General features: G+C 59.4%; 26 protein-coding genes. 24 read left to right on the forward strand and 2 right to left on the reverse strand.

Annotation, left to right across the window (positions count from 1 at the left end):
* From AC1D13_RS18845 to AC1D13_RS18860, 4 genes are read left to right on the forward strand one after another with little or no spacing between them, the layout of a single operon-like run.
* Window positions 1–474, forward strand: a complete 474-nt coding sequence (locus tag AC1D13_RS18845; protein ID WP_477665906.1) for a hypothetical protein — start codon at window positions 1–3, stop codon at window positions 472–474.
* A gap of 6 nt (window positions 475–480) precedes the next feature.
* Window positions 481–1,908, forward strand: coding sequence for a dihydrolipoyl dehydrogenase (lpdA, locus tag AC1D13_RS18850; RefSeq protein ID WP_477665907.1), 1,428 nt, complete (start codon window positions 481–483; stop codon window positions 1,906–1,908).
* A gap of 19 nt (window positions 1,909–1,927) precedes the next feature.
* On the forward strand, window positions 1,928–3,031 hold the full coding sequence (gene zapE, locus AC1D13_RS18855) for a cell division protein ZapE (RefSeq protein ID WP_477665908.1): 1,104 nt from the start codon (window positions 1,928–1,930) through the stop codon (window positions 3,029–3,031).
* Window positions 3,028–3,687, forward strand: a complete 660-nt coding sequence (locus tag AC1D13_RS18860) for a hypothetical protein (RefSeq protein WP_457280661.1) — start codon at window positions 3,028–3,030, stop codon at window positions 3,685–3,687. Before zapE ends, AC1D13_RS18860 begins: the two co-directional genes overlap by 4 nt.
* On the opposite strand, the gene AC1D13_RS18865 is transcribed toward AC1D13_RS18860, so the two are convergent.
* A complete protein-coding gene (locus AC1D13_RS18865) occupies window positions 3,676–4,461 on the reverse strand; it encodes a PP2C family protein-serine/threonine phosphatase (protein ID WP_457280983.1) in 786 nt (261 codons plus the stop codon). The two genes, AC1D13_RS18860 and AC1D13_RS18865, sit on opposite strands and share 12 nt — an antisense overlap.
* An 82-nt stretch (window positions 4,462–4,543) precedes the next feature.
* Here AC1D13_RS18865 and AC1D13_RS18870 point away from each other — a divergent pair, with 82 nt between their 5' ends.
* Window positions 4,544–4,747 carry a DUF465 domain-containing protein gene (locus tag AC1D13_RS18870; RefSeq protein ID WP_457280662.1) on the forward strand — a complete coding sequence of 68 codons (204 nt, stop codon included), beginning with the start codon at window positions 4,544–4,546 and terminating at the stop codon, window positions 4,745–4,747.
* Window positions 4,747–6,753, forward strand: coding sequence for an ATP-dependent DNA helicase (locus AC1D13_RS18875; RefSeq protein WP_477690095.1), 2,007 nt, complete (start codon window positions 4,747–4,749; stop codon window positions 6,751–6,753). The genes AC1D13_RS18870 and AC1D13_RS18875 overlap by 1 nt, the downstream gene beginning before the upstream one ends.
* On the opposite strand, the gene AC1D13_RS18880 is transcribed toward AC1D13_RS18875, so the two are convergent.
* Complete coding sequence (locus AC1D13_RS18880) at window positions 6,716–7,540, reverse strand: outer membrane protein assembly factor BamD (RefSeq protein ID WP_457280664.1); 825 nt, start codon at window positions 7,538–7,540, stop codon at window positions 6,716–6,718. The genes AC1D13_RS18875 and AC1D13_RS18880 overlap by 38 nt on opposite strands.
* Before the next feature lie 17 nt (window positions 7,541–7,557).
* Here AC1D13_RS18880 and AC1D13_RS18885 point away from each other — a divergent pair, with 17 nt between their 5' ends.
* From AC1D13_RS18885 to AC1D13_RS18970, 18 genes are all read left to right on the forward strand, one after another.
* Entirely contained in the window at window positions 7,558–8,592 is a 1,035-nt protein-coding gene (locus tag AC1D13_RS18885; protein ID WP_457280665.1) for an RluA family pseudouridine synthase, read from the forward strand.
* A 124-nt stretch (window positions 8,593–8,716) separates the two neighbouring features.
* Window positions 8,717–9,490, forward strand: coding sequence for an SMC-Scp complex subunit ScpB (scpB, locus tag AC1D13_RS18890; protein ID WP_477690096.1), 774 nt, complete (start codon window positions 8,717–8,719; stop codon window positions 9,488–9,490).
* A 3-nt stretch (window positions 9,491–9,493) separates the two neighbouring features.
* Window positions 9,494–11,104 (forward strand): pseudouridine synthase, encoded by a 1,611-nt coding sequence (locus AC1D13_RS18895; RefSeq protein ID WP_457280667.1) that lies wholly within the window; start codon window positions 9,494–9,496, stop codon window positions 11,102–11,104.
* A 125-nt stretch (window positions 11,105–11,229) separates the two neighbouring features.
* Window positions 11,230–11,655: a nucleoside-diphosphate kinase gene (gene ndk, locus AC1D13_RS18900; protein ID WP_457280668.1), complete on the forward strand. Its 426-nt coding sequence runs from the start codon at window positions 11,230–11,232 to the stop codon at window positions 11,653–11,655.
* A gap of 79 nt (window positions 11,656–11,734) precedes the next feature.
* Window positions 11,735–12,883 carry a dual-specificity RNA methyltransferase RlmN gene (rlmN, locus tag AC1D13_RS18905; protein WP_457280669.1) on the forward strand — a complete coding sequence of 383 codons (1,149 nt, stop codon included), beginning with the start codon at window positions 11,735–11,737 and terminating at the stop codon, window positions 12,881–12,883.
* Window positions 12,880–13,689 (forward strand): type IV pilus biogenesis/stability protein PilW, encoded by an 810-nt coding sequence (gene pilW / locus AC1D13_RS18910; protein ID WP_457280670.1) that lies wholly within the window; start codon window positions 12,880–12,882, stop codon window positions 13,687–13,689. The genes rlmN and pilW overlap by 4 nt, the downstream gene beginning before the upstream one ends.
* A complete protein-coding gene (locus AC1D13_RS18915) occupies window positions 13,682–14,692 on the forward strand; it encodes a RodZ domain-containing protein (RefSeq protein WP_477665911.1) in 1,011 nt (336 codons plus the stop codon). The genes pilW and AC1D13_RS18915 overlap by 8 nt, the downstream gene beginning before the upstream one ends.
* Window positions 14,692–15,969, forward strand: a complete 1,278-nt coding sequence (gene ispG / locus AC1D13_RS18920) for a flavodoxin-dependent (E)-4-hydroxy-3-methylbut-2-enyl-diphosphate synthase (protein WP_477690097.1) — start codon at window positions 14,692–14,694, stop codon at window positions 15,967–15,969. Before AC1D13_RS18915 ends, ispG begins: the two co-directional genes overlap by 1 nt.
* A 5-nt stretch (window positions 15,970–15,974) precedes the next feature.
* Window positions 15,975–17,324, forward strand: coding sequence for a histidine--tRNA ligase (hisS, locus tag AC1D13_RS18925; RefSeq protein ID WP_477690098.1), 1,350 nt, complete (start codon window positions 15,975–15,977; stop codon window positions 17,322–17,324).
* Between the two features lie 92 nt (window positions 17,325–17,416).
* Complete coding sequence (locus AC1D13_RS18930; protein ID WP_457280984.1) at window positions 17,417–18,109, forward strand: YfgM family protein; 693 nt, start codon at window positions 17,417–17,419, stop codon at window positions 18,107–18,109.
* On the forward strand, window positions 18,106–19,260 hold the full coding sequence (gene bamB / locus AC1D13_RS18935; protein ID WP_457280674.1) for an outer membrane protein assembly factor BamB: 1,155 nt from the start codon (window positions 18,106–18,108) through the stop codon (window positions 19,258–19,260). The genes AC1D13_RS18930 and bamB overlap by 4 nt, the downstream gene beginning before the upstream one ends.
* A gap of 29 nt (window positions 19,261–19,289) precedes the next feature.
* On the forward strand, window positions 19,290–20,633 hold the full coding sequence (gene der, locus AC1D13_RS18940; RefSeq protein WP_477690099.1) for a ribosome biogenesis GTPase Der: 1,344 nt from the start codon (window positions 19,290–19,292) through the stop codon (window positions 20,631–20,633).
* A 51-nt stretch (window positions 20,634–20,684) separates the two neighbouring features.
* Entirely contained in the window at window positions 20,685–20,954 is a 270-nt protein-coding gene (gene hfq / locus AC1D13_RS18945; RefSeq protein ID WP_411883131.1) for an RNA chaperone Hfq, read from the forward strand.
* Between the two features lie 17 nt (window positions 20,955–20,971).
* Window positions 20,972–22,132 carry a GTPase HflX gene (gene hflX / locus AC1D13_RS18950; protein ID WP_457306705.1) on the forward strand — a complete coding sequence of 387 codons (1,161 nt, stop codon included), beginning with the start codon at window positions 20,972–20,974 and terminating at the stop codon, window positions 22,130–22,132.
* Window positions 22,133–22,189: 57 nt separating this feature from the next.
* Complete coding sequence (hflK, locus tag AC1D13_RS18955) at window positions 22,190–23,614, forward strand: FtsH protease activity modulator HflK (protein WP_477690100.1); 1,425 nt, start codon at window positions 22,190–22,192, stop codon at window positions 23,612–23,614.
* An 11-nt stretch (window positions 23,615–23,625) separates the two neighbouring features.
* Window positions 23,626–24,528, forward strand: a complete 903-nt coding sequence (hflC, locus tag AC1D13_RS18960) for a protease modulator HflC (RefSeq protein ID WP_457280677.1) — start codon at window positions 23,626–23,628, stop codon at window positions 24,526–24,528.
* 6 nt (window positions 24,529–24,534) lie between these two features.
* Window positions 24,535–24,723, forward strand: coding sequence for a DUF2065 domain-containing protein (locus tag AC1D13_RS18965; protein WP_457280678.1), 189 nt, complete (start codon window positions 24,535–24,537; stop codon window positions 24,721–24,723).
* Between the two features lie 129 nt (window positions 24,724–24,852).
* A complete protein-coding gene (locus AC1D13_RS18970) occupies window positions 24,853–26,043 on the forward strand; it encodes an ATP phosphoribosyltransferase regulatory subunit (protein ID WP_457280679.1) in 1,191 nt (396 codons plus the stop codon).
* The last annotated feature ends 32 nt before the right edge of the window (window positions 26,044–26,075 follow it).

A 26,075-nucleotide genomic window follows, 5' to 3' on the forward strand; every position in this document is an offset into this window, starting at 1 on the left:
ATGCGCCGCCTCGTCGCCTGCCTGGCCTGCACGTTGAGCGTGGGCCTGGCTGCGGCTGCTGCGCCGGCTGGCGACAACTGGAGCGGTTATTACGGGCTGCAATGGGTCAGTGTTTCGCAGGCGGAGTCCCGGCTGGTATTGGCGAAGGCGCCGGATGCTGACCCGGGGAAGCTGGTTGAAACATACCAGTCGGACCTGGCGCGATGGACCATTGCCGATGTGCGGACCCCTGCGGAAACCGTATTCCTGCGCCGCTTTCTCGCGGAGGAGTACGAGGGCTTTGGCTGGGCCGCGCTGCATGCCGCCGGCGGGATTGAATGCCTCGATGCCAGACATTTGTTTGTCTGCAAGACCACGCCCGGAACGACCGTGAAAATTGGCCGCGATGGTCCCCAGCAGGAAAGCCTGCAGGCGCGCACCGGTGTATTTGGAATCGTCCTCCATGCGGGGGCGTTTGAACTCAAGAAGGAATAAAGAAATATGTCTAAACAATTCGACGTCATCGTCATCGGTGGCGGCCCCGGCGGTTACATTGCCGCGATTCGCGCCGCCCAACTGGGTTTCAACGTCGCCTGTATCGACGAATGGAAGAACGCCAAAGGTGGCCCGGCCCTGGGTGGCACCTGCACCAACGTGGGCTGCATTCCGTCCAAGGCGCTGCTGCAATCGTCCGAACATTTCGACCACGCCAGCCACCACTTTGCCGATCATGGCATCGAGGTCAAAGGCCTCGGCCTGGATATCACGAAGATGCTTGCCCGCAAGGACACGGTCGTCAAGCAGAACAACGACGGCATCGTCTACCTGTTCAAGAAGAACAAGGTCACCTTTTTTCACGGCCGCGGCTCCTTTGTCGCTGCAAAAGACGGCCTCTATGACGTCAAGGTCGCCGGTGCCGCTGAGGAAACCATCTCCGGCAAGCACATCATCGTGGCCACGGGTTCCAACGCCCGCGCTCTCCCGGGGGCACCATTTGACGAGGAAAACATCCTGTCGAATGACGGCGCACTGCGCATCGGCGCCGTGCCCAAGAAGCTGGGCCTGATCGGCTCCGGCGTGATCGGCCTGGAAATGGGCTCGGTCTGGCGCCGCCTGGGTGCAGACGTGACGGTACTGGAAGGCCTGCCGACGTTCCTGGGCGCAGTCGATCAGCAGATCGCCAAGGAAGCAAAGAAAGCATTCGACAAGCAGGGTCTGAAAATCGCGCTCGGCGTGAAGGTCGGCGAGATCAAGAGCGGCAAGAAAGGTGTGAGTGTTGCCTATACCGATGCCAAGGGCGAAGCCCAGACCCTGGAAGTGGACAAGCTCATCATCTCCATTGGCCGGGTAGCCAACACCCAGGGCCTGAACCCTGAAGCCGTTGGCCTGAAGCTCGACGAGCGCGGCGCCGTGGTGGTGGATGAGGAATGCAAAACCAGCCTGCCCAATGTCTGGGCTATCGGCGACGTGGTACGCGGCCCCATGCTGGCGCACAAGGCCGAGGAAGAGGGCGTTGCGGTTGCCGAGCGCATTGCTGGGCAGCATGGTCACGTCAACTTCAACACGATTCCCTGGGTGATCTACACCAACCCTGAAATCGCCTGGGTGGGCCAGACCGAAGAGCAGCTCAAGGCTGCCGGCCGGGCATACAAGGCAGGGACTTTCCCGTTCATGGCCAATGGCCGCGCACGCGCGCTGGGTGACACGACTGGCATGGTGAAGATGCTGGCCGATGCCGCGACGGATGAAATTCTCGGCGTGCACATCGTCGGTCCGATGGCCAGCGAACTGATCGCCGAATGTGTGGTGGCCATGGAATTCCGGGCCAGCAGTGAAGACATTGCCCGCATCTGCCATGCCCATCCGTCCCTGAGCGAAGCGACCAAGGAAGCCGCGCTGGCAGTCGACAAGCGCACCTTGAACTTCTGAGCATGCAGGCAAGAAGTCGGTGAATCAACCGGTGCGCTCGGCGTACGACGCCGAACTTGCGGCGCGGGGCTATCAAAGCGATCCTGCCCAGTTGCGGGCAGTCGAAGCGCTTGAGCGTTGCGCCTCTGAGTGGGCGGCGTTCAAGGAGCAGCGCTCCAATGCCATCAAGAAGCTGATAAACCGGCCTGATATCCCTCGTGGCGTGTACATGCACGGAGGCGTTGGCAGGGGAAAAAGTTTCTTGATGGACTGCTTTTTCGGGGCTGTCCCGCTCAGGCGCAAGGTACGGCTGCACTTTCACGAGTTCATGCGCGAGGTGCACCGGGAGTTGCAGGACCTTCAGGGTACGGCGAATCCGCTGGATGAGCTGGGCCGGCGCATTGCGAAGCGATACCGGCTCATCTGCTTTGACGAGTTTCATGTGGCGGACATCACCGACGCAATGATTCTTCATCGTCTGTTGTCGGCGCTGTTTGACAATGGAGTCGGCTTTGTCACAACTTCCAACTTTCAGCCGGACGAGCTGTATCCGAATGGCATGCATCGCGACCGTGTTCTCCCGGCCATTGAACTCCTGAAGGCCAAGCTGGAGGTCATCAGTGTTGACAACGGGACGGACTACCGCGGGCGCACGTTAGCCCAGGCGAAGCTCTATCACACCCCGCTAGGCCTTCAGGCCGATGCTGAAATGACTGAAACTTTTAATGCGCTGGCAGAGTCTCAGGATGAGAACCCGGTATTGCAGATTGAGTCCAGGCAAATCCAGGCCAGGCGCAAGGCGGGGGGAGTCGTCTGGTTTGACTTCAAGACGCTGTGCGGTGGTCCGCGTTCGCAAAACGATTACCTGGAAATAGCCACGCAGTTTCATACCGTGCTGCTAAGCGATGTACCGCATATGCCGGTGCGTATGGCGTCGGAGGCACGGCGGTTTACCTGGCTGGTGGATGTGCTGTATGACCGCCGGGTCAAGTTGATCATGTCGGCAGAAGTCGCTCCTGAGGCGTTGTACACCGAGGGGCCGCTGGTACACGAATTCCCCCGTACGGTTTCCCGGCTCAACGAAATGCAGTCAAAGGAATTCCTGGCGCTTGAACGCAGAAACGTGGATACAACACTCACATGAAGCATCTGGTTACCGCCTGTTTTCTCATCGCTTTAAGCGTGCTCGCGAATGCGCAGTCCACGGTCGAGACGGCTGCACCCGCTGACCAGATGCGAAGCATTGATGCCGAGCGGACGAGAATCAGCGCCGAACGCAACAGGCTGGAAGCGGGATTTTTGGCTGAGGATGCAGCCTGCTACGACCGGTTTGCCGTCAACAGCTGCCTGGGAAAAGTCAATGACCGGCGGCGCGAAGCCATGGCAGACCTTCGCCGGCAAGAGCTGTCGCTCAATGACGAGGAACGCCGCATCAAGGGTGCGGAGCAGATCCGTAAAACGGAAGAAAAATCGTCACCGGAGAAACAGCAGGAAGCCGCGGATCGTCGGGCGAAGGCTCTGGAAGACTCCCAGTCTCGTCTTGAGCGGGAAAAAAAGAAAACCGAAGACCGTGCGGCGGCCAAGGCAGGTGAGCAAGGTAGTAGTGACGCGAACGCTGCCAGATTAAAAAGCGGTCAGGAAAAATCCCAGTCCAGAAGCGAAAAGCAGGCTGTTGCAGCGGAAGAGGCTAAAAAATTCAACGACCGCCAAAAGGAGGCGCTGGAGCGCAAAGCCCAGCATGAAAGAGATCGTCTGAAGCAGACCAAGCCGCCAGCGAAGTCCTTACCCTTACCCGACTAAGCGGGCCGGTGGCTCAGCGGCCAAAGGCTCGAGTTTGACAATCACCAGCGAGAGATTGTCACCGCCGCCTCGCGCGCGGGAACGTGCTTTCTGAATCAGGAATTCAGTGGCTTCACGGGGTGACAGCATGGACAGGGCTGAGCCCATTTCACTGGTGCTGAAATAGTGCCAGACCCCATCGCTGCAAGCCAGCAGGACGTCTTCAGGCCGGAGTTGCGGGATGAAATGGTGGGTAATAGGTGGCGCATCTTCCGTACCCAGGCAACCCATCAGGATGTTTGACTGCGGATGAACATTGGCTTCTTCCTCAGTAATCTCGCCTTTGTCCACCAGAGTCTGCACATACGAATGGTCCACCGTCCTGTGTACCAGCTTGCTGCCCTGGTAATGGTAGATCCTGGAGTCTCCGGTATGTACCCAGTGACAGTCCCCACCCGGGTTGATCAGAAATGCCGCCAGCGTGCTGTGCGGTTCCTGCTCAGCCGAGATCGCAGTCAATTTGATGACGATATGGGCCTCTTCAATGACCTGCTTGAGCATCGCAGGCGCATCGTCCGTTTCCGGGGCATAACGTTCAAAAAGCTGCTTGGCCGTCAACATGACCTGATCGGAGGCTTTGCGCCCCCCGCTACGGCCTCCCATACCGTCCGCCACGATACCCAGCATGCAGCCGGGAATGCGTGAGTGACTGAACAGGTTGACCTGATCCTGCTGGTAGTCCCGATCGCCTTTATGGATACCGGTGGACGCTGTGATTCGATAACCTTTGGACATTGTGTGGTCGTTCAAGCGCGAGCTCGATTTATGGTCGCAATCGACGTATTATCAAGCGAAGCAGCGTGTACGGATAAAAACCTTGGACTTAAATCTACATTCCCCGGAACGCCAGCTGATCGAACTCAAAATGGAGCACGCCGATCTCAATGCGCTGGTGGACCTGACCGCGCACGCCTTTCCCATTGACGAGTTGTTGCTCAGGCGCCTCAAAAAGCGGCGTTTGCAGCTTCGTGACCAGATTGCACAGCTTGAGCTGTCGCTGGATCCCCCAGAGCCTGCTTGATGACCCTTGCGATTGAAGTCGAAGAGGCCTTCGCGCCGGGAGGCGTCCTGTCGCGTGCCGCTGAGCATTTTGTGCCTCGCAGCGGCCAGACCGAAATGGCCCTGGCCGTGGCGCGTGCCATCGAGGGTGCATACCCCTTGGTGGTCGAGGCCAGCACCGGCGTCGGTAAAACTTTTTCCTACCTGGTCCCCGCTTTGCTGAGCGGCGAGCGTGTGTTGTTGTCGACGGCGACCAAGGCCTTGCAAGACCAGCTTTTCGGTCGTGATTTGCCGCGCCTGGTGGAGGCGCTGGGTCTTCCGGTCAGCACGGCGCTTCTCAAGGGGCGGGCCAGCTACCTGTGTCTGCACCGCATGGAAATGGCGCGTCAGGAGGCTTATTTGCCCGGCGGCGTTTCCGTGCGCGCCCTGGCCAAAATTGAAGAATGGTCCAAGCTCACGCGCACCGGCGACCTGGCCGAACTCCCGGGGCTGGACGAACGTTCGCCGATGATTCCTCTGGTGACCTCCACGCGTGAAAACTGCCTGGGCGCCACCTGTCCGCGTTTTCGGGCCTGTCATGTGAACCTGGCCCGCAGGGAGGCCATGGCTGCCGACGTGGTGGTGATCAACCACCACCTGTTCTTTGCCGATCTGGCGGTGCGCGAATCCGGCGTCGCTGAGTTGCTGCCTTCCGTGCGCATCGCCATCTTCGATGAAGCGCACCAGCTCAACGAGACCGGTGTGCAATTTCTGGGAACAAACCTGACCACGGGCCAGCTTCTTGATTTTGCAAGGGACATGCTGGCAACTGGCCTGCAGCTGGCCCGCGGGCTGGTGGACTGGCAGGAGGTGGTGTCGACCGTCGAGCACGCTGCGCGCGAGCTGCGTCTGTGTGCCGGGAAACAGTACCCAGGCACCAAACTGCGATGGGTGGGTGAGTCTCCGGAGGGGTTGAATGCGGCTGAGTGGACCAGTGCGTTGCAAGTCATTCACACGTCTTGCGAGCAGGCTTCTGCCGCCCTGGATACGGTCAGTGAAATCGCGCCTGATTTCGTTCGCCTCCATGAGCGTGCCGAGGAGCTGGCGGAACGCGCCCAGCGCTTCGTTCAGGCATGCGAGGCGGGCTGCGTGCGCTGGGCTGACGTGGGAACCCAGCTCCGGCTGGTCGAATCGCCGCTGGATATTTCGAAGGCGGTGAAAAGCAAAGTGCTGGGCGCTTCCGCCGGCTCGGCAAAGTCATGGATATTCACTTCTGCCACACTGGGAGATGACGACAAGCTCAGCTGGTTTACCAAGCCTTGCGGGCTGGAGGATGCCGAGGTCTTGCGGGTAGGAAGTCCTTTTGATTACGAGAGGCAGGCGGCGTTATATGTGCCTGGGGTGTTCCCCAAACCGGGAGACCCCGCGCACACCATGAAAGTCGCCGAAGCTGCAGCCAGATGGTCGAGACGTCTCGGGGGGCGCACTATGGTTTTGACGACCACACTGCGGGCTTTGCGCACCATTGGTGATGCACTCAGAGAGGTTTTTCTGAATTCGCCGGACATGGAGGTGCTGGTTCAGGGGGCCATGCCCAAGCGTGTGCTGATTGAACGCTTCCGAGAAGGCAATGCCAAAGGCGGCAAAGGCTGCGTGCTGGTGGCTTCGGCGTCATTTTGGGAGGGCATTGACGTGCCTGGCGACGCGCTTCAACTGGTTGTCATTGACAAGCTGCCTTTTCCTCCTCCGAACGACCCGCTGGCAGAGGCGCGCTCAAAGCTCCTCGAATCACAAGGACGCAGTGCTTTTAACGACTATTTTCTGCCCGAGGCGGCGGTGGCTCTCAAGCAGGGTGCCGGGCGTCTGATACGCCGAGAAAGTGACCAGGGGGTGTTGGTGGTGTGCGACAGCCGCCTGGCAACCATGGGTTATGGGCGGCGTTTGCTGAGAGCTCTTCCGCCGATGCGGCGGTTGGCATCCGAGGAGGAGCTGTTCGACCGGCTGGAAGCTCTTACCAGAACTTGTACCAAGGATTGTCTCCCGACTTGAATCCCTTGCTTAAGTATTCGCTTTGCGGGTAGCTCTTTTCGAGGATACGGCGGGTATCGTCACGCAATTCAACCATACCCAGCGCTTCGTAGGACTTATAAAGAATGAAGGTAGCCTCTTCCAATGCGGGTACATCGCGGTAGTCGGCGATTGCACTCTGCGCACGGTTGATTGCCGCCACGTAGGCACCCCTTGAGTAATAGTACCGCGCGACATGCACTTCGGATTGGGCCAGCGAGTTCACGATATAGCTCATCCGCAGACGGGCATCCGGCGAGTATTTTGACTCTGGAAAGCGAGTCACAAGGTCCCTGAATGACTCAAAGGATTCCTTGGCTGCTTTTTGGTCCCTTTCGGACAAGTCCTGACGGGAGATAAACCCGAAAATGCCGAGATTGTCATTGAAGTTCACCAGGCCTTTGAGGTACAGCGCATAGTCCAGGGCCGGGCTGGCCGGATGCAGTCTCATAAACCGGTCCAATGTCGCGATGGCCTGGGCTTGTTCTCCTCCCTTGTACTGGGCATAAGCTTTCTCAAGCTGCGCTTGCTGGGCGAGGGGGGTACCTGCAGCACGGCCTTCCAGTTTTTCGTACAACGGGATCGCCTTGTCATAGGCCCCGCCGCTGGCCTCATCCTTTGCTTCGGCGTAAATCTTGTTGGGGCTCCATGTGGCCGTCTTGTCGGGCGCAGGGGTGCTCGAGCATCCGGCAATCACAAAAGATAAAGCGCAAACGGCTGCAAAAAGCGGCATTGCATTGGGAACAACCGATAATTTGGTGGAAAACATTGCAATCGACCTTCTTGATGACTGATTCAGAACAAAGCAAATTGATTATATCGGGCGCTACTGCGCCTGAGGAGGTTCCCGATGAGGCGCTGGAGGAGGGCGATACGGCTGTCGAGGTGGAGTTGCGGCAGGTAGCTGTCCCGGTCGAAAGCCATGGCAGCCGTCTCGACCGCGCGTTGGCCGCCATTGTGCCCGAGTTCTCGCGCACGTATCTTCAGCAGTTGATCGACTCAGGCATGGTGAAACTCGGGGGCTCTACAGTCACCAAGACATCCACGAAGGTCAAGGCTGGTGATGAACTCGCCATTGAGTTGCGTCCAACGCCGCAAAGCCAGGCATTCAGGCCTGAAGCGATGGCACTGGACATCGTGTTCGAGGACGCTTACCTGATGGTGATCAACAAACCTGCCGGGCTGGTTGTGCATCCGGCGCCCGGCAACTGGAGCGGGACCTTGTTGAACGGCTTGCTCGCGCATGATCCGCAGGCCGTCTTCCTGCCACGCGCCGGCATTGTTCACCGCCTTGATAAAGACACCAGCGGTTTGATGGTGGTCGCCCGGCAGCGGACGGTGATGGACCAGTTGGTCGGCCTGATCGCCGCCCGCGACGTGAGCCGGGAATATGTCGCACTGGCCCACGGTGCCTGGCTGGGCGGGAAAACCCGGCAGGTAGAAGCTGCCATTGGGCGGGATCCACGCAACCGTTTGCGGATGGCCGTGGTGGACTTGGAAAAGAATGCCGGGAAGTCGGCATCCACTATGGTGTCGCTGCTTCAAAGTGCCGGTGAGCACTGCCTGGTCAAATGCAAGCTGCACACCGGTCGCACGCACCAAATCCGGGTCCATATGGCCTTCATTGGCCATCCCCTGGTATCCGACGAGTTGTACGGGGGGGCTCCTGCTCCTGGGCTTGGCCGTCAGGCGCTGCATGCGTGCCGGCTGGCATTCGAGCATCCGGTGACTGGCAAAGTGATGGAATTCCGGTCGGACCCTCCGGCCGACCTTCAGGCCGCTATTTCCGGTTTGGGCCTGATATACAATCAAATCCAGTAGTTTTCAGCTACCTGCACCATGGCATCCTGATCAGGAGATTGCGTATTGGGTGCCCTGCGCGCCAAGCGCCGAACCCACGTTTTCCCGGCCTTTTTTTCCGCTTTTTTTCGGAACGACCACAATCATGAATACGACGGATGCAAAACGCGTCCTCGAAACAGCACTTATTTGCGCGCAGCAACCATTGCCCCTGCGCGAAATGGGAGTTCTGTTTAACGGGGTATTGACTGCGGACAGCCTCAAGCTGGTGCTTGAGGAGTTGCAAAGCGATTGGTCTGGTCGTGGCGTGGAACTTGTTCACGTGGCGACGGGATGGCGCTTTCAAAGCAGGCCGCAGATGCGTGAATATCTGGACCGGCTGCACCCCGAAAAACCCCCGCGTTATAGCCGTGCCACACTGGAAACCTTGGCCATCATTGCGTATCGTCAGCCGGTGACGCGCGGTGACATGGAGGACATCCGGGGAGTCACGATCAACAGCATGATCCTCAAGCAGCTCGAAGACCGCGGGTGGGTGGAGGTGATCGGCCATCGGGAAACTGTCGGCCGGCCGGCACTTTATGCCACCACCCGGCAGTTTCTTGACGACCTTGGGGTCGAGTCGCTGGACCAGCTTCCCGTGATGGACGACAGCCCGAATCAGCTTCCGATGCTCGAGCAGATTGAGTTTGGCATCTCTGAACTTGCGGGCAAGCCGGAGGCGGACACGGATGGTACAGATGTTGAGCGGCTGGAGTCTGCTGTGCTGGAGCCCGTGTCAGGCACGGTTGAAGAGTTTGAGATTGGTGAGATCGCCGAGGCGCCAACTCTGTACACGCAATCAGAGGTCGCTGGCGACAGTGATACCGAGCCTCTTGAGAGCAATGAGACCGGTGGCGATGAGCCCACCCGAATGTAAATCATGACCCAACAAGACCCTCCTGCTTCCGAATCTGCGGACACACCTCGTGAGCCGCAGGACAAGGTGCTCATAGAGGAGCAAGCCTTGCAAGATTTGCCGGAAGCAATAGCACGCTCCGAGTCCGGCCCCGCGCAAGCCATCCGTGCTCCAGCGCCGCGGCCTTCAGCCGGCCGCAACGCCCCAGCCCCGGGTGCCATCCGGTTTGAGGATGTCGTGACGGGGCAATTCGATGCTGATGAGGAAGACGTTGCCTTGGCATTGCCCAAGCGAGTGCTCGCGCCCCAGCCCGAAACCCCCAAGTTGCACAAAGTGCTTGCCCAGGCGGGGCTGGGTTCACGGCTGGAGATGGAGCAACTGATTCTGGAGGGGCGAATCTCGGTCAACGCTGAGCCTGCCCATATAGGACAACGCATCCAGTTTGGCGATACGGTCAAAGTCAATGGCAAGCCAATCCGGGTGCGTATCGACCCACCGCCGCCGAGGGTGATTGCCTATCACAAGCCCACCGGAGAGGTGGTCACGCATGATGACCCGCAAAACCGTCCGACCGTTTTTCGCCGTTTACCCAAGCTGTTCCAGGGAAAGTGGCAATCGGTCGGTCGCCTCGACTTGAATACGGAGGGCCTTCTGCTGCTGACCAGTTCGGGTGAATTGGCCAACAAGCTGATGCATCCGCGTTTCGGCCTGGAGCGTGAGTACGCTGTCCGTGTGCTCGGTGCGCTCAGTAACGAAGAGAAAAAACGTCTGCTCGAAGGTGTGAACCTGGATGACGGCATGGCCCAGTTCAGCTCCATTGAAGCCGGAGGGGGGGAAGGCGCTAACTGCTGGTACAAGGTCACCATTTCCGAGGGGCGTAACCGCGAGGTCAGACGGATGTTTGAGGCAGTGGGGCACGCTGTCAGCCGCCTTATTCGCATCCGCTATGGGGCCATGGTTCTCCCGCGCGGCCTTAAGCGTGGCGCGTTTGTCGAGCTTGATGAGCGCGATATTTGGGCCCTGACAAACGCTTTGACCCGTTCTGAATCTCGCGCAGTGCTTGAGGGGGCGCAGGGAGCCGGCATTCATGGGGAGGGGGGTGAGCCACCGAGACGGGGACCGCGCCGAAACGAACGACAGCGCGGGGACCGCGGACGGCCGTCAGCGCCAAACAGCGAAGCATCTCAAGCGCCGGTACAAGGCGGATCGGGGGACGATCAGGAGATTCATGATCCACATGAGTTGCAACCGCCGCTGAATCTTAACGATTCTGCATCCCGTGGAAACCGGCGCCGCGGTGGCAAGGGGCGCAACCAGGGCGGCAATCCGGGTGGTGGTTTTAGGACCGGCCAGCCGCAAGGCAACGGCAATGGAGTACAGGGACAAAAACGGCGGGATGACCGTGGTGACAAAGCTGCCGGAGGAGCGCAGCCCGATCCGATGAAAACCTCATTTGGTTATATCGGTGCGGACACTTTTACCCGGCAGCGACAGGGGCAAGGCCAGGGTCAGCAGCGTCGCGGGGGCGGTGGTACGGGCGGAAACGGTACCGGTGGACCGCGCCGCGGCGGTGCCGGTGGTGGAAACCGGGGGGGCGGCAATCGCGGCGGTGGGAGCCGTGGCGGAAATCGATGACCCCGCAGAGGCACCTCAAACCGCAAGGTTGATTTGAGCCAATACGCCTACAGGTTAAAATCATGGGCTTTATTCAAATTTTTGAATAATTTACGACTCCAAAAAATTTAAGTTAAGGAAATCTCATGGCAATCGAGCGCACTCTCTCCATCATCAAACCCGACGCCGTGGCGAAAAACGTCATTGGGCAAATCTATGCGCGTTTTGAAGCTGCTGGCTTGAAGATTGTGGCCGCCAGGATGGCTCACTTGTCGCAAGGCGAGGCTGAGGCTTTTTATGCGGTGCACAAAGAGCGCCCATTCTTCAAGGACCTGGTTTCCTTCATGATTTCCGGTCCTGTCATGATCCAGGCGCTGGAAGGTGAGGGCGCCATCCTGAAAAACCGTGATCTGATGGGAGCTACCGATCCGAAGAAGGCTGCCGCCGGCACCATTCGTGCGGATTTCGCAGACAGCATTGATGCCAATGCCGTCCATGGTTCGGATGCCGCTGAAACGGCCAAGGTGGAAATTGCTTTCTTCTTTCCCGGCATGAACGTTTACTCGCGTTAACTATGTCTCGCCCCATGCTTTGCTACACCCAGCCAGGGCCGTCGCTTGCTTGGGGCAGTTCAGTCGGTTCTCTACTGCGATGACTGCCAACCTTCTTGACTACGATCTGGATGGTTTGGCGGCCTTTTGTGGGCAGCTTGGTGAAAAGCGTTTTCGCGCCACACAGCTTTTCCGCTGGATCCACCAAAAAGGGGTTGCGGATTTCGGGCAAATGACGGATTTGGCAAAATCCCTGCGCGACAAGCTGGCAGGATCAGCTCAGGTCGTAAGCCCCACGGTGGTTTCCCGGCACGATTCCGCCGATGGCACTATCAAATGGTTATTTGATGTCGGTGCAGGCGATATCATTGAAACTGTTTTTATTCCCGAAACCGATCGAGGAACATTGTGCATTTCCTCGCAGGCCGGTTGTGCTGTTGGTTGCCGGTTCTGCTCCACGGGTCATCAGGGTTTCAGCCGTAACCTGACCACGGGAGAGATCGTTTCCCAGCTATGGTTTGCCGAGCATTTCCTGCGGCAACATCTAGGCAGGGATGAACGGGTGATTTCCAACGTCGTCATGATGGGCATGGGTGAGCCCCTGCAGAACTACTCGCAGCTCCTGCCAGCCCTGAAGGTCATGCTTGACGACCATGGTTATGGCCTATCACGCCGACGGGTGACGGTATCGACATCGGGCGTTGTGCCCATGATTGATCGGTTGGCCGGGGACTGCCCGGTAGCCTTGGCTGTATCGCTGCATGCACCGGAAGATGGACTGCGCGACAACCTTGTGCCTTTGAATAAAAAATACCCCATAGCCGAACTGCTTGCGGCTTGTACCCGCTATCAGTCATCGGCACCCCGGGACTTCATCACGTTTGAGTATTGCATGCTCGATGGTGTGAACGACCAGCCAGAGCATGCGCGTCAGCTCGTATCGCTGGTTCGGGCCCAGGCAGCGCAAGGGCTCTCCTGCAAATTCAACCTGATTCCCTTTAATCCATTTCCGGCTTCGGGGTTGAAGCGTTCTGACATGCCGCAGGTGATGGCATTTGCGAAAATCCTGATGGATGCGGGTATTGTGACAACCGTCAGAAAAACCCGGGGGGACGATATCGATGCAGCTTGCGGGCAACTGGCTGGCGATGTACAGGACCGCACAGGTGTGGATCAGCGCATGGCGGCGCAGCGGCAAGGTATGCTCGGGGGAATCAAGGTCGTAGTGGCCAAAGGGATGGGTACATGAGATTTCGCGCCAATATGATCTGGGTTCCAGCCTGCTGGCTGGCAGTATTGCTCGCAGGATGCGCCAATCACGCAGGCGCTCCAGGGTCTCCGGGCAACCGCACTGACATTATTACGGAATCAGACGAGCCTGATCAGCGCAGGCGTGCGCGTCTTCGGCTTGAATTGGCTTCGGGCTACTTCGAACAGGGGCAAACCAATGTGGCTCTCGACGAAATCAAGCAGTCGCTGACCACGGATCCAACTTTTGCGGAGGCCTACAACCTGCGCGGACTGGTGTACATGCGTCTTAACGATATTCCTCTGGCTGAGGATAGTTTTCGCAGGGCTCTTGCATTGAATCCCCGCGATGCGGATGTTGCGCATAACTATGGATGGTTGATGTGCCAGCAAGGACGCTATAACGAGTCTTCTCGGTTCTTTGCCCAGGCCGTGGCGAACCCAACATACGCAGGCAAGGCCAAAACGCTGATGGCGCAGGGGGTTTGTCAGGTTCGTGCTGGACAGCATGCAGAAGCCGAGCAAAGCCTCCTGCAGTCTTATGAATTGGATGCAGGAAATCCTGTTACTGGTTACAACCTGGCTAGTCTTTTGAACGATCGTGGCGATCTAACTCGGGCGCAGTTTTACATACGACGACTGAACAACAGTGATCTTGCAAATGCTGAAACCCTGTGGCTAGGCATCAAAATCGAGCGTAAATTAAACAACCGGGATACGGTACGGCAGCTCGGTGATCAGCTAAAAAAGCGTTTTGCGCAGTCCCGGGAGGCTGCTGCTTATGACAAAGGGGCGTTCAATGAGTGACGCTGACGTTGTTGCATCGGCTGGGGAGGCCATATCTGGAATGGCTGCGTCTGGCGTTGACCGGGGTACTGACTTCGAGCCCACGGCAGGCACACTGCTTCGTGAGGCAAGAGAGGCTGCAGGCATACATATCGCGGCCCTCGCAGTATCTTTGAAGGTTCCGGTAAAAAAACTCGAAGCGCTGGAGCTGGATCGCTTTGACTTGCTGCCGGATGCTGTTTTTGTTCGGGCCCTGGCTTCCAGCGTGTGCCGTAGCCTGAAACTGGATGCGGCCCCTGTGCTTGAACGCTTGCCTCAAACCAGCGCCCCCAAGCTGATATACCAAGGTGCTGGCATCAATGCACCGTTTCGCTCGCCAGGGGAAGGCCCCCGGCCTGCTGTGTGGACCCAGGTTTCGAAGCCTGCAGTGCTGGCTGGCCTGGCGTTGTTGCTTGGTGCTCTGGTATTGATTTTCCTGCCAGTCATCAAGCCGGATGCCACGAAGGGTCAGAGTGATAGCGAGATGCAAGCTGGCGGTGCCGAGGCCGCCAAACCGCTGCCCGCAGCTGTGGCGATGACGGGCGGAGGATTGGTAAACGACGCCAAGCCTGTTTTTCCCACAGAGCAGAGTCATGAGACTTTTTCAGGCACCGGTGCTGCCACGGTTGCCGGCTCTTCTGCCGGCCCTGTTGTGACGACAACTACCTCTCTACCTGGTCCGGCCGTTCAGCCTGCTCCGGTGCCAGTGGCAAGTGGTGTTGCTGCACCTGTATCGCCAGCGGCACCGGCGGGTATCGTGACTTTTCGCGCCAGAGGCGAGTCCTGGGTGGAGGTGACGGATGCCAAGGGAACGGTTGTGCTGCGCCGTACTCTGACCGCCGGAGAGGTCGCTGGGGCGTCCGGGGCGTTGCCACTGGCCGCCGTGGTGGGTAAGGCAGATGTGACGCAAGTGCAGGTGCGCGGTCAGGCTTTTGATCTGAGCAGCGTGGCCAGGGACAATGTTGCCCGATTTGAGGTGAAATAATGACGAAGGGTTGCCTCCCGATCGAGTCCGCTTTTCCCAAAGCGCGGCGCTCTCTCCAGTCACAGGTGTCATGGGGCGGCCGTATTTTGACTGTCGGCGGTGATGCGCCGGTGCGCGTCCAGTCCATGACCAATACCGACACGGTGGATGCCATTGGTACCGCGATTCAAGTCAAGGAACTGGCGTTGGCGGGTTCCGAGATGGTTCGCATCACCGTCAACACGCCGGAAGCGGCGCAGGCTGTTCCGCATGTGCGTGAGCAACTCGATCGGATGGGGATCGACGTTCCACTGATAGGGGACTTTCATTACAACGGCCATAGGTTGTTGACGGATTACCCCGCTTGCGCGGAGGCGTTGTCCAAATACCGCATCAATCCTGGAAATGTTGGCAAGGGCGACAAACGTGACCGGCAGTTTGGCCAAATGATAGAGGTTGCCATGCGCTGGAAAAAACCAGTGCGTATCGGTGTGAACTGGGGCAGCCTTGATCAGGAACTGCTGGCCAGCTTGATGGATGAGAACAGTGCACGTGCAGTCCCTTGGGATGCCAGGCAAGTCATGTATGAAGCATTGATTACGTCCGCGATCGATTCCGCCCGGCGCGCTGAAGAAATGGGAATGCCTCGTCACCAGATCATCCTTTCCTGCAAGGTAAGCGGTGTTCAGGACCTGATTTCGGTCTATCGAGAATTGGCCCGGCGCACAGATCACGTGCTTCACCTGGGGCTGACGGAAGCAGGTATGGCCACCAAGGGCACGGTGGCTTCTGCCACGGCGTTATCGATCCTGCTGCAAGAAGGCATTGGCGATACCATTCGCGTTTCCCTAACACCCCAGCCGGGTGAGGCCCGCACCCAGGAGGTGGTTATTGCGTCAGAGATTCTCCAGGCGCTTGGTTTGCGGACCTTTGTGCCCAGTGTGACGGCATGCCCAGGTTGCGGACGTACCACCAGTACGACCTTCCAGGAGCTGGCCAAGCAAATTGACGATTTTCTGCGTGCTCAGATGCCTGTCTGGCGCGAACAATATCCCGGCGTCGAAGGGCTCAAGGTCGCCGTCATGGGCTGTATCGTCAATGGACCGGGTGAAAGCAAACATGCCGATATCGGCATCAGCCTGCCCGGCTCCGGCGAGGCGCCGGCCGCACCGGTGTTTATTGATGGTGAAAAAAGACTGACCTTGCGTGGCGACAACATTGCGCAGGAATTCCAGGTCATTGTTGAAAACTACATTGAAAAACGCTTTGGCACGCACATCGTCGCTGAAGCTGCGTAACACCCATGGTTGAAAAAGCAGCTACCGGCCCGGTAGAAAAATCCGCCGTGGCCAAAGTGGAAAAACTGACAGGCGTCAAGGGGATGAACGACATCCTGCCCCAGGAGTCGGCTCGTTGGGAGTGGTTCGAAGCCAAGGTGCGCGCGTTGATGGCTCGCTATGCCTACGCCAATGTACGCACGCCGATCGTCGAGCCGACCGCGCTGTTTGTGCGTGGTCTTGGCGAGGTGACCGATATCGTCGAAAAGGAGATGTATTCCTTTGTCGATTCGATGAATGGCGACCGGCTCACATTGCGCCCTGAGGCTACTGCCGGTATTGTGCGCGCGATGATCGAACACAACGCGCTGTACAACGGGCCGATACGGGTCTGGTCGGCGGTGCCGCTGTTTCGTCATGAGCGGCCACAGAAGGGGCGTTATCGCCAATTTCACCAAATCGACGTTGAAGCTCTGGGCTTTGCCGGACCCGATGTGGATGCCGAGCAAATTCTCATGTGCCGAGCGCTGCTGCACGACCTGGGCATTCCGATGGAGCACGTGCGGCTCGAACTGAACAGCCTGGGCCAGCCCAGCGAGCGAATGGCGCACCGTGCCGCGCTGATCACGCACTTTGAGGCGCATGCCGGCGTGCTTGACGAAGATGCAAAACGCCGGCTGCACAGCAACCCGTTGCGCATCCTCGATACCAAAAATCCTGCCATGCAATCCGTCGTGGAAGCCGCTCCGCAGCTCATGGACTTCCTTGGCGAGGCCTCGCTGGCGCACCTGAACGCGGTGCGCGCGGTGCTCGACGCGGCAGGGCTGGCCTATCGCATTAATCCGCGCCTGGTGCGTGGCATGGATTACTACAACCTCACGGTGTTCGAATGGGTCACCGACAAGCTTGGCTCACAGGGTACGGTTTGCGGCGGTGGCCGTTACGACGGCCTGTTCGAGCAGCTTGGCGGCAAGCCAACGCCTGCGGTAGGGTGGGGCCTGGGTGTGGAACGAATGCTGCTTCTGCTTGAGGCGGTGGGCGTGTTGCCGCCGGTGAGCGGCCCCGACGTCTACGTGATCGTTCCGTCTGCCGAGATGATGCCAACCGTGATGGCAACCTGCGAAGCCTTGCGCGCTGCTGGCATCAACGTGCAGATGCACGCCGGCACAGGCGATGGCATGGGCAGCATGAAGTCCCAGTTCAAGAAGGCTGACGGTAGCGGTGCGCGCTACGCCCTGATTTTTGGCGAAACCGAGTTCGCTCAAGGCTGTGTTGCCGTCAAACACCTGCGGGGCGAAAAAGACCAAGCCTTGCAGGCCCAGGCACTCCAGCCCTTGGGGGATGTCATGGCCTGGGCTCACAGCCTGCGCGGCTGAGCCGCCACGGCCGGCCATTTGGAGTGCTGGCCGGGCCTCTACAATCACCCCAACTCAATCCGCACCATTTCCGGGGCAGAACAAAGACTTTTATGGCAAAACATCTCGATTTGGAAGAACAGGAACAGCTTGACGAGCTCAAGCACTTCTGGAAGCAGTACGGTGACATGATCACCTGGGCCCTGATTGTGGTGCTTGGCGCCTTTGCCGCATGGAACGGATACCAGTACTGGCAGCGTAACCAGGCAGCCCAGGCTTCGGTCATGTATGACGAAGTCGAGCGCGCTGTGCAGTCCGGTGACGTGGCAAAAATTGACCGCTCATTGGCCGACATGAAGGATCGTTTTGGCCGGACAACGTACGCGCAACAGGCGGGACTGCTTGCCGCCAAGGCTTATTACGACAAAGGCAATGTCGACGCATCGCGTGCTGCCCTGAATTGGGTCGCTGAAAAAGCCTCTGATGAGGGCTATCAGGCCATTGCCCGGTTGCGCCTGGCGGGGCTGCTGATTGAGAAGAAGTCTTACGACGAGGCCCTGCAGCAGGTTTCGGGCCCATTTCCGAAGGACTTCACGGCATTGGTCGCCGACCGGCGTGGCGATATTCTGGCAGCGCAGGGAAAGAAGTCAGAGGCGAAAAGTGAATACGAAAAGGCTTACAAGGGGCTTGACGAGCGCTCCGAGTACCGGCGTCTGGTTGAGGTCAAGCTCAACGCGCTGGGGGTTGATCCCAGCGCAGGGACAACCAAGGCCGATGCGCCATCAAATAAAGAGGTGAAGAAATGATTTATCAATCTTTTAGGCCTCTGGTCCAAGCGGTGCGTGCGCCGGCAGCTATTGTTTTGATAGCGATTCTGAGTGGCTGTTCCTTTTTCGGTGGCGGTCCTGCAAAACCGCAACCCGCGGAACTTCAGCCGGTCACTGGATTGGTGTCTGCGCGCCAGATATGGACCACCCGCGTGGGGCAGGTGAACTTCCCGCTTGAGATGGGGGTTTCGGGCAACACCGTGGCAGTGGCCAGTGGTGACGGCACAGTGGCTTTGCTGGATGCCCAAACTGGCCGCGATTTCTGGCGCCTTGCGCTGAATACACCCTTGGCCGCCGGTGCTGGAAACGACAGCAAGGTCGTTGCCGTGGTAACCAAGGCCAATGAAGTCATCGCGTTGCAGGATGGCAAGGAACTCTGGCGCCAAAAGCTCGGCGCCCAGGCATTTTCCGCTCCCTTCGTGGCTGGCTTGAGGGTATTTGTCCTGGCCGCAGACCGTTCGGTCACGGCCTTTGACGGGCTGACGGGTCGCAAGCTTTGGGCGCAGCAGCGGCCCAACGAGCCCCTGGTGCTTCGTCAGTCCGGCGTCATGCTGGCGGTGGGCGATACGCTGGTCGTCGGTTTGGCCGGACGCCTCGTGGGTCTTAACCCGTCCAACGGTAGCATCCGTTGGGAGGCGCCGATTGCCACGCCTCGCGGCGTCAATGACGTGGAGCGGCTCGTCGACCTGGTGGGACGTGTCAGCCGGCAGGGCGATATCGTTTGCGCGCGGGCGTTCCAGGCGAGCGTTGGATGCGTCAACGCTGTGCGCGGCAACCTGTTGTGGGCCAAGCCGGCCAATGGTGTACAGGGCATTGATGGAGACGATCGCCTGCTGTTCGGCACGGAAGCTGATGGCACTGTGAACGCCTGGCGCCGCACCGATGGTGAGCGTGCGTGGTCCACCGACCGCCTGCGCTACCGCAGCCTCACGGCGCCGGTGGTCGTCGGGCGCTCTATCGCCATGGGCGATTTTTCCGGCTACATCCACCTGCTTTCCCGCGAAGACGGCTCACTGCTCAATCGCCTGCCTACCGATGGCTCAGCCATTGCGGCAACGCCCGTGCTTGCTGGCAATACGCTGATCGCCGTGACGCAAAACGGTGGTGTTTACGGCTTCCAGCCTCAATAAGGGCCTACGGTCCTGCCAGAAACTGATTGATGAAACCTGTCATAGCGCTAGTCGGCCGTCCGAATGTGGGCAAGTCGACGCTTTTCAACCGGCTGACCAAGACGCGGGATGCGATCGTGGCCGACTTTGCCGGCCTGACGCGGGATCGTCATTACGGTAACGGGAAGCTGGGACCCCACGAATACATCGTGATCGACACCGGCGGATTTGAACCCGATGCGGCGTCCGGTATTTACAAGGAAATGGCCAAGCAGACCCGGCAGGCGGTCGCGGAGGCCGATGTGGTCATCTTTGTGGTCGACGCCCGCGCCGGCATCAGTGCGCAGGACCACGATATTGCCAAATACCTGCGAAAGCTGGGCAAACCCACCATCCTGACTGCCAACAAGGCCGAGGGCATGACTGAAGGCGTGCAGCTGTCCGAGTTCTTTGAATTGGGCCTGGGCGAGATGCTGGCGGTTTCCGCCTCACACGGCCAAGGCATGCGCACGCTGATTGACATGGCCTTGGCGCCGCTCAATTTGCCGGATCCGGACGAAGAGGCTGAGCCTCAAGATCCTTCTGTGATTCGTCTGGCCGTGGCAGGACGCCCCAACGTGGGGAAGTCCACATTGATCAACACCTGGCTGGGCGAAGAACGCCTGGTGGCCTTTGATTTGCCCGGGACAACCCGCGACGCCATTTCTGTGCCTTTTGAGCGTGCCGGGCAGAAGTTTGAGCTGATTGACACGGCAGGACTGCGCCGCAAAGGCAAGGTTTTTGAGGCCATCGAGAAGTTTTCCGTGGTCAAGACCCTGCAGGCCATCGAAAACGCCAATGTAGTGCTGCTGCTGCTCGACGCCACCCAAGGTGTGACCGATCAGGACGCCCATATTGCCGGCTACATCCTCGAAAGCGGCCGTTCGGTAGTACTGGCCATCAACAAGTCGGACGCTGTGGACTCCTACCAGCGTGAGCTGCTCGAGCGCTCCATCGAGACCCGGTTGGGTTTCCTCAAATTTGCCGCCATCCATCCAATCTCAGCCATCAAACGGCAGGGCCTGGGGCCGGTCTGGAAGTCGATTGTTCAGGCCCATGCATCGGCCAACCGCAAGATGTCCACACCGGTGCTCACCCGGCTGCTGCTGGAAGCCGTGCAGTTCCAGCAACCCCAGCGCTCGGGTGTTTTCCGCCCCAAGCTGCGTTATGCCCATCAGGGCGGCATGAACCCACCCATCATCATCATCCACGGCAATTCGCTCGAGCATGTCACCGAGTCGTACAAACGCTATCTGGAAGGACGTTTCCGCAAGGAATTTGACCTGGTCGGCACGCCGCTGCGTATCCAGATGAAGAGCTCCCACAACCCCTTTAAAGACAAGGAATCGGCCTAGGACTACATGACCCGGGCCACGCCCTGTGGTAAGGTCAAGTTCTATTAACTTTTGAACACGGAAAATATCGTGAGCAATAACAAAGGCCAGCTCTTGCAGGACCCATTTCTCAACACCTTGCGTCGCGAGCATGTTCCTGTTTCCATTTATCTCGTCAACGGGATCAAATTGCAGGGCCAGATCGAATCCTTCGATCAATATGTGGTTCTGCTTCGCAACACTGTGACCCAAATGGTCTACAAACATGCGATTTCCACCATCGTTCCAGGTCGCGCCGTAAATTTCGCGACCAACGAGTCTGAAGAAAGCCCCGCCAGCTGAGTTCGTACGATGCTCCGGTGAGCCCGAAACCCCTGGTCCTTCTTGTAGGGGTCGATCTGGGGTTGCCAAACTTTGATGCTGATCTGCAGGAACTGGGTTTGCTCGCGCAAACAGCAGGCCTGCAGCCGGTTGCGCGCGTCACCTGCAGGCGCAAGGCGCCCGACGCCGCGCTCTTCATCGGCAGCGGAAAAGCCGACGAAATCAAGCTGATGGCGCTGGATACCGGCGCCACGGAAATTCTGTTCGACCAGTCTCTCAGCCCGGCGCAGCAGCGCAACCTGGAGCGGCACCTGGACATGCCGGTCAACGACCGGACCCTGCTGATTCTTGAAATCTTTGCCCAGCGCGCGCGTAGCCACGAAGGCAAGCTGCAGGTTGAGCTGGCCCGGCTGCAATACATGTCTACGCGACTGGTGCGGCGCTGGTCCCACCTGGAGCGGCAAACCGGCGGCGCCGGCGTGCGCGGCGGCCCGGGTGAGAAGCAGATCGAGCTCGACAAACGCATGATCGGTGACGCGATCAAGCGCACCAAAGAACGCTTGCTCAAGGTCAAGAAGCAGCGGCAAACGCAGCGAAAGCAGCGCGAGCGCCGCAATTCCTTCACGATTTCCCTGGTGGGTTACACCAACGCGGGAAAATCCACGCTCTTCAATGCGCTGGTCAAGGCGCGTGCCTACGCGGCCGACCAGCTGTTCGCCACGCTCGACACCACCACAAGGCAGCTTTATTTGGGTGACGCCGCGCGTTCCGTGTCGCTGTCGGACACGGTGGGGTTCATCCGCGACCTGCCGCACGGCTTGATTGATGCCTTTGCCGCAACGCTGCAGGAAGCAGCGGATGCCGACTTGCTGCTGCACGTGGTGGACGGCGCCAATCCCGACTACCTCGAGCAGATCGAGCAGGTCCAGCGTGTGCTTTCGGAGATTGGCGCGGCCGATGTGCCGCAAATACTGGTGTTCAACAAGCTGGACGCTATTGAAAAGGACAGCTTGCCCCTGCACCTGCAAGACATGTTCGAACTGAGGGACGCGTTTGAAGGCTCAAGCCGCAGCGTTGAACGGGTGTTCGTGAGTGCGCAGACAGGTGAAGGCCTGCCGCTTTTGCGGGCGCTGCTGGCTGGCTATGCGGTCAACCCGCCCGCCGACGAAATCCCCCAAACTGCCGAGGACCTTGCCTGATATGGCGGTTTCATTAGGCACAATGTCGGTGTAACGAAAAAAAGTGAGTTTGATCCCATGAATCTGAACCCCGTGCTGCAGACCTTGACGAGCTTGCCAGGCCGGCTCAAGCAACGCGCCCAAGGCATGTTCAATCTCAATGATCCGCGCTGGGGTCGGGATGACGACAAACCGTCCTCCGACGACACCAAGCCCGAAGCTCCGCGGGAGGACAAGCAACCGACCCGGCCCGCCAACCGCCCACAGGGGCAGGGACCTAACCAGGGCCCACCCGACCTGGACGAACTCTGGCGCGACTTCAACCGCAAGCTGGGCGGCCTTTTTGGCGGCGGCAAGAACAACCCCAACCGTGGTGGATTTGGCCGCGGTAATGGCGGTGGAAACAACGGCGGCAGCGGCGGCGGCTTTCAGCCCGACATGAAAAGTGCCGGCATTGGTGTCGGACTGATTGCCAGCGTCGCGGTGCTGATCTGGCTTGGCACCGGGTTTTTCATCGTCCAGGAAGGTCAGCAGGCCGTCATCACCCAGTTCGGAAAATACCACTCCACCGTGGGCGCGGGCTTCAACTGGCGGCTTCCGTATCCTGTGCAGCGCCACGAAATCGTTGTGGTCACGCAGATCCGTTCAGTGGATGTCGGCCGTGACGTCATCATCAAGGCGACAGGCCTGCGCGACTCGGCCATGCTGACTGAAGACGAAAACATCGTTGAAATCAAGTTTGCCGTGCAGTACCGCCTGAACGATGCGCGCGCCTATCTGTTTGAAAGCAAGGACCCTGCAGCGGCGGTGGTTCAAGCTGCCGAAACAGCCGTCCGTGAAGTGGTCGGGAAAATGAAGATGGACCTGGCCCTGGCGGAAGAGCGTGACCAGATCGGGCCACGCGTGCGCGCCCTGATGCAGACCATCCTCGATCGTTACAAGGTCGGCGTTGAAGTTGTCGGCATCAACCTTCAGCAGAGCGGTGTGCGCCCCCCCGAGCAGGTGCAGGCAGCGTTTGACGATGTGCTCAAGGCCGGCCAGGAGCGCGAACGCGCCAAGAACGAAGCCCAGGCATACGCCAACAATGTGATCCCGCGTGCCGTGGGTTCCGCGTCCCGCCTCAAGGAAGAGTCTGAAGCCTACAAAGCCAAAATCGTGGCCCAGGCACAGGGTGATGCCCAGCGCTTTCGTTCGGTGCTGACCGAATACCAGAAGGCGCCCCAGGTGACCCGTGACCGTATGTACACCGACGCCATGCAGCAGGTTTATTCCAGTGTGACCAAGGTGATGGTCGAGTCCCGTCAGGGCTCCAACCTGCTGTACCTGCCGCTGGACAAAATCATGCAGATGACGACGCAGGGTGATGCCGGCAGTACCGCAGAGCCCGCACTGGTTCCCGGCGCAGCGTCTTCGCCAACGGTGCCTGCCGCGCCTGTTTCCAGCTTGCCCCTTGATGCCCGATCCCGCGATGCTTCCCGCACGCGCGATCGTGAAACACGCTAAGGAAGACGATCGTGAATAGAGTTGGATTTATCATTTCTTCGTTGCTGGTGATCCTGGCATTGCTCAGCTCCACGCTTTTTGTGGTGGACCAGCGGCAGTTCGGCGTGGTTTATGCGTTGGGGCAGATCAAGGATGTGGTCACTGAGCCGGGCCTGCATTTCAAGATGCCGCCGCCGTTCCAGAACGTCTCCTACATCGACAAGCGCCTGCTGGTGCTCGACAGCGTCGACGCCGAACCCATGCTGACGGCAGAAAAGCAGCGTGTCGTGATCGACTGGTACGTGCGCTGGCGCATCATCCAGCCCACCGACTACATCCGCAACGTCGGCCTGGACGAAAAAACCGGCGCCAACCAGCTCAACCGCGTGGTGCGCAATGCCTTTCAGGAAGAGATCAACAAACGCACCGTCAAGGACCTGCTTTCGCTCAAGCGCGAAGCCCTGATGGCCGACGTCAAGCGGGAAGTGCTTCAAGCCGTGCAGGGTGCGCAGCCCTGGGGCGTTGACGTGGTCGACGTGCGTATCACGCGCGTGGACTATGTGGAAGCCATCACCGATTCCGTCTACAAGCGCATGGTTGCGGAGCGCCAACGTGTGGCCAATGAACTGCGTTCTACCGGTTTGGCAGAAGGCGAAAAAATCCGCGCCGACGCCGACCGCCAGCGAGAAGTCACCATCGCCAACGCCTACCGCGATGCGCAAAAGGTCAAAGGCGAGGGCGATGCCGAAGCGGCCCGCACCTATGCCGAATCCTTCGGCCGCGACCCGCAGTTCGCTCAGTTCTACCGCAGCCTCGATGCCTACAAAGCCAGCTTCAACAAGAAGAGCGACGTGATGGTTCTGGACCCTTCATCCGACTTTTTCAAGGCGATGCGCGGCCCAGGCTCCGGCAACGCCGCACCCGCCAAAAAATAAGCCGGCGTGGACGGCAACACGTTCTGGATGGCGCTGGCCCTGATGCTGGTCATCGAGGGCCTGTTGCCTTTCATCTCTCCCGGCGGCTGGCGCCGCATGTTCGAGCAGATTCTCACTCTGGGCAACGGCCAGATCCGCTTCTTCGGCTTGTGCAGCATTGCGGCGGGCCTGATCCTGCTGGCTGTGCTGGCCTGATTTCGCCTCCCCCGGCAAACCGGACACCGGCAGGTATTTCCGCCAGAGTGCGTCATTGGGCCTTCAGCAGGCCGAAAACCCGCTTCAAGCCCGGTAAAATGCTGTTTTTAACAGCCCACGAAAATCACAATGCCCGCCTGGTCGTCATCATGGCAATTGCCCGATCAAATTGCCGATGTCCTGCCCTCCGAGGCGCGCCACATCGAAGAGCTGCGCCGTCTGTTCCTCGACACCGCCCGCAGCTATGGCTATGAGCTTGTCATGCCGCCGCTGCTGGAGCACCTCGAGTCGCTCCTGACCGGTACCGGCGAGGCCCTAGATCTGCAGACTTTCAAGCTGGTGGACCAGCTCTCCGGCCGCACCCTGGGCCTGCGTGCCGACACCACGCCCCAGGTAGCCCGCATTGATGCGCATTTGCTCAACCGCAGCGGTGTTGCCCGCCTGTGCTATTGCGGCCCGGTGCTGCACACCCGTGCCGACCGCCCTCATGCCACCCGTGAACCGCTGCAGTTTGGCGCGGAAATCTACGGCCATGCCGGACTGGAAGCAGACCTGGAAGCCCAGCAGCTGGCGCTGGAAGGCCTCAAGGCGGCCGGTGTCACTGAACTGAGCGTGGACATGGCGGACGTCCGCATCGTCAACAGCCTGCTGGCTGGCGCCACCGTCAACGGCAAAACACTGGCGCTCATCCATGCCGCGCTGGCGGCCAAGGACGCGAGCGAACTCGGCAGCCTGATCGCCAGCCTCAAGGACGGCATTTCGGCTGTGGCGCGAGACGGTCTCAAGGCGTTGCTGCAGCTTTATGGTGACGAGAAAGTGCTGGCCGAAGCGGAAAAAATCCTGCCGCCCTCAACAGGCCTTAAGGCGGCGCTGCAAAACCTGAAATGGCTGGCCGCACACACCAGGGGTGAAAAAGGCGATGTCAAGGTCAGTTTTGACCTGGCCGACCTGCGCGGCTACGCCTATTACAGCGGCACCCGCTTTGCCATTTACGGCCAGGGCGCCGAACTGGTGCGCGGCGGCCGCTATGACGAAGTCGGTGCCGTGTTCGGCCGCAACCGGCCTGCAGCAGGCTTCAGCCTTGACCTCAAAGAGCTGGTCAGTGTGCTGCCACCCCGGGCCCTCAAGGCCGCCATCCGTGCGCCCTGGGGTGAAGATACCGGCTTGCGTGCCGCCATCGCCCGCCTGCGTGCGGGCGGCGAAACCGTGGCCTGCGTGCTGCCCGGCCACGAACATGAAGTCAATGAGTTTGATTGCGACCGCGAACTGGCAAACGCTGCCGGTCAATGGGTGGTCCAGCCCCTTAAAAAAGCCGCTTGAGGGCCTGCGCCCGGCTTTATCCCGAAACCTTA

The organism is Polaromonas sp. P1_E12 (assembly GCF_056405975.1).